This window comes from Ilumatobacter sp., assembly GCF_965215205.1.
Classification (GTDB): Bacteria; Actinomycetota; Acidimicrobiia; order Acidimicrobiales; family Ilumatobacteraceae; genus Ilumatobacter_A.
The window spans coordinates 1-3,242 of sequence record NZ_CBDCDH010000001.1; the positions used below are offsets into that span (position 1 = coordinate 1).

General features: G+C 73.5%; 2 protein-coding genes. Both read right to left on the reverse strand.

The window, feature by feature from the left end; translation table 11 throughout:
- Positions 1-316: 316 nt before the first annotated feature.
- Entirely contained in the window at positions 317-2,923 is a 2,607-nt protein-coding gene (locus ACOOHC_RS00005; protein ID WP_420450171.1) for a hypothetical protein, read from the reverse strand.
- A 44-nt stretch (positions 2,924-2,967) separates the two neighbouring features.
- On the reverse strand, positions 2,968-3,242 hold a 275-nt coding region (locus ACOOHC_RS00010), incomplete at its 5' end, for a hypothetical protein (RefSeq protein WP_420450172.1).

Consider the following 3,242-nt stretch of genomic DNA (forward strand, 5'->3'; position numbering starts at 1 on the left):
CGGAGTCCGGTGACCGGTCTCCGGCGAGAGGGCTCGCCATGGCATCGGTCGATTCGGTCATCGCCCTACCCGGCCCGGAGTGAGTGCACGAGCAGCAGTGCGGCGCTCGTCGTCGACACCCGAGCAGACCGAAACGGCGCACGAGGCCGTAACCGCCGGACGCCGCGGCACGACACCGCGGACCCGCACCTTGCGCCGGGCTCCCGGCGTGGCCGCCGAGCGGGGCGATGCGCCCCGACGCGAGAGGGCGGGCGCCGTCCCGCCCGTTCGGCCGATCAGTCCGCATCGCTTCCGGTACCGGCCCGGTCGATGTCGTCTAGGGCACGCGCCGATCGATGATGCCCTCGACCGGGGACGACGCCAGCCACGCCTCCGTCGCGGCGTCCAGGTCGCCGAGCCGGAGCGTCGATCCGTACTCGACTCGCAGCGCGCTCGGGTCGGACAGCACGACCCGGTCCGCCCCGAAGTCCACGTCAGCTCCGCGGCGCACGGTCAGGCCGTCGAGTCGGCGTGTCCCGATCAGCCGATTGCCGACCGTCGACGAGAGATCGTCCTCGGTCTCGACGAGAAGCGCCGTCGCGGTCGTACCGATCACCTCGAGAAGCGGGCTCTGATCGTCGCTCGGCTCGAGGTCGACGAGCAGCCCGACCAGACCCGGCTCGTCCGCCGTCCACGGCGCCCGCTCCGCGACGCGCAGGTCGTACCGGCCGTTCGGCCCGTCGCAGTACCCGTAATCCGGATCGCAGCCGCTCTCCTCTCCCGCGCCTTCGGAAGCATCGCCGCAGTACCCGGTCTCGGGGTCGCAACCGGACGGGGGGTCGAAGTACATCTCTTCGTCGTACCCGCAGTCGTCGAGCTCCGGATCGCACTCTCCGTATCCGCCCCCGCTCGACCCGCACGGGTCGCGTTCGAGCTCCGGGTCGTACCCGCACTCCGTTCCGCCCTCCTCGTCGGCGTCGTCGAAGGTGCCGTCGAACGCGGCCACGATCTCGCTGTCGAGCAGCTCGGTCCAGCCGACCGCGACGATGTACGAACCGGCACCGGCCCGCCACTCGACCTCGCTCCTTCCCTCCCCGAGCTCCTCCCAGCCGTCGATGCCCACCCGGTCGTCGACGTCGAGCGCGCCGTCGTTCCGGAACACCCGCACGCCCTGCGTCCACGACGCGGCGTCGTCGATCCGGAACGACAGGATCGCCCGCGAGTCGAGCTCGAGCCGGTGGAACGTCGGCAGGGTCTCGTGGGCTGTCCGGTCGCGAAGGTCGATCGTCTCGAACGGCGTGCGCTCGATCGCCCACGTCCCGTCCCCGCGGGACTCCACGCCCGCGATCCGGTGCCGACCGATCGACCGAACGGTCGTACCGCCGGCGACCGATCGCTGGTCGTCGTTGCCGACCGTCAGCACGCCGTGCCCGTCCGCCGTCTCGAGGTACACCGTCCCGGCACCCGCCCCGCTTCCGTCGAACAGGTCCGTGTCGGTGCCGGCCGCCGCCGAGACGGTCGCGGCCGGCGCCGTGCCGAGCTCGAGCACGATCCGCCCGCCGGCGCCCGGCGTGACGCCCGCGCCGCCCTCGGCCGAGACCGTGCCGGTGCCGTCGAGGTAGCTCGACACGAGGTGCCACGCGCCCCCCGCACCGGCCCCGCGGGCCGACGGGCTGTCGAGCGCGTCGGCGCTGATCCGTCCGTCGACGACGATCGCCCCGGCTGTCACCGTGCCCCGACCGCCGCCGGCGAGCTCCGCACCGCCGGCGCCCGCCTCGTCCACGCGCCGGTAGTCCCCGTGCTCGCACCGGGCCTCGGCCACCGTGCGCCCGCCGTGGCACCGATGCTCGGCCGCCTCCGGCGACGGCCCCTCTCCGGGACCGTACCCCTTGCCGTCCAGATCGATCCTGGCGCCGGCCTCGACGAGCAGCGTGCCACCGATCTCCATCGTCAGCGGCGAGTAGCTCCCGCCGACCGGGGCGTCGACGGTCAGCACCGAGCCGCTTCGAAGCGTCAGATCGCCCGCGACGCGTACGTCGTCGACCGTCAGCCGCGCACCGTCGAGTAGCGTGAGCGCCTCGACCTCGATCGCGTCGAAGTCGGCGGCTCCCGCGCCGAGCACCAGCGTGCCGCCCTTGGGCAGACGGGCCTGCGTGACGGTGCCCGCCTGGCTCGTCTGCGCGAGCGCCGCGTACGTGGCCATGTCGAGCTCGAGCACGTCCAGCGAGGCGCCGGCGGCGACCAGGTCGTCGGCGACGTCGGCGATCCTGAGCCGGTCCCGTCCGAACGAGAGCGCACCGCCCCCGGAGACCTCGACACGCTCCAGGTCGTGCACCCCGAGCAGCGTCCGCCCGACGTAGCCGTCCAGATCGTCCTCGGTCTCGAGGGTGAGCGTGTGACCGGCGTTCTCGACGATGCGGTAGATCGGCGCGCCGTCCTCGGACGCGTCGAGCGTCACGCCCAGACCGGTCAGGTCGAGACCGGGCGCCTCGGCGCTGGACCGCCAGAACCCCGACTCGGCGAGCGAAATCGCGTAGTCGCCGGGCTCTCCCCGGCTGGCCACGCCCCCGTCGGTGTACCCGCTGACGGCGTCGCTCGACGACAGGTAATAGTCGCCGACCGCGACGAGGTAGTCGCCCGCGGGCAGGTCGACGGTGGAGGAGCCGCCCGAGCTCAGTCGGCGGTAGAACAGGTAGTCGCCCGCGTCGAGCGCGTCGTCGAGCTCGAAGAAGATCAGCTTGAGCGATCCTCCGGTGTGGGTCAGCGACAGGTCGAGCTCGCCCTCCGAGGGCACCGAGATCCCGTGGTAGCCGACCGCCCCGGGTCCGTAGGCGGACCTGAGCGTGCCGGACAGACCGACCTCGTAGCGCTCGCGCGTGACGCGCCATCGCCCGGCGCCCGCCGGCTCGACGGCGGCGACGACGTGCTCGCCGACGCTCCGCACGGTCGTGCCGCGCTCGACCGAGCGCTGGCCGCCGTTGTCGACGATCAGCGTGCCGCGGTCCCCGGCGACCCGACGGGAACACGGTGCCGGCCCCGGGCACGGTGTCCGAGGCACCGAGATCGCCGTCCACGCCCCGCACGCGCCTGGAGCGCGCCGGCGTAGGCATCGCTCTCGACATCGATGCCGATCCGCCCGCCGGCGCCCGGGTAGTTCCCCGAGCCGCCGTTCGCCCGCACCGTGCCCGTGGTCCCGCCGAGCAGACGGCGCGCCTCGATACGGATCCCGCCGCCGGCGGCCGCGTAGCTGTTCGTGTCGTCCG